This is a genomic window from Paraburkholderia sp. SIMBA_054 (genome assembly GCF_046534875.1).
GTDB lineage: Bacteria > Pseudomonadota > Gammaproteobacteria > Burkholderiales > Burkholderiaceae > Paraburkholderia > Paraburkholderia hospita.
Genome location: NZ_JAWRXV010000400.1, coordinates 1 through 345 on the forward strand (window position 1 = coordinate 1; position 345 = coordinate 345).

The window sequence follows — 345 nt, forward strand, 5'->3', positions numbered from 1 at the left end:
GTTGAAAATGCACAATCAGCGCGAGAACAGGCTGACGGCGGGACAGGCTGGTCGTCCGGCCGAGAAGGATTCATTGCTCAAGGCGATGGCGCGAAACTGGACATCTTGCTGATCGAAGGTTGGGTACCTGGACTCAGAACACCGCTCGAAATGTTCATCTATTACAAGACGCAACCGTTCAGACTGATTCACGGATTCATGTGGAAAGAACATGCGCAAGCGCGAAAAGAAAGCAAATCGTTTATGGCCAACTTCCAGCGTGGGATTTTGATGCAGCCGTTTGGTCAACGATGCATGGAATACATTGAAAATGCCGAGCGCGTCCAGTTCGTGCGCTAATAGGCT

General features: G+C 51.0%; 1 protein-coding gene. It reads left to right on the forward strand.

Annotation, left to right across the window (positions count from 1 at the left end; genetic code table 11):
• Positions 1 to 339 (forward strand): hypothetical protein (locus SB822_RS55650; protein ID WP_410858917.1); only part of this gene is annotated, 339 nt, incomplete at its 5' end.
• Positions 340 to 345: the final 6 nt, after the last annotated feature.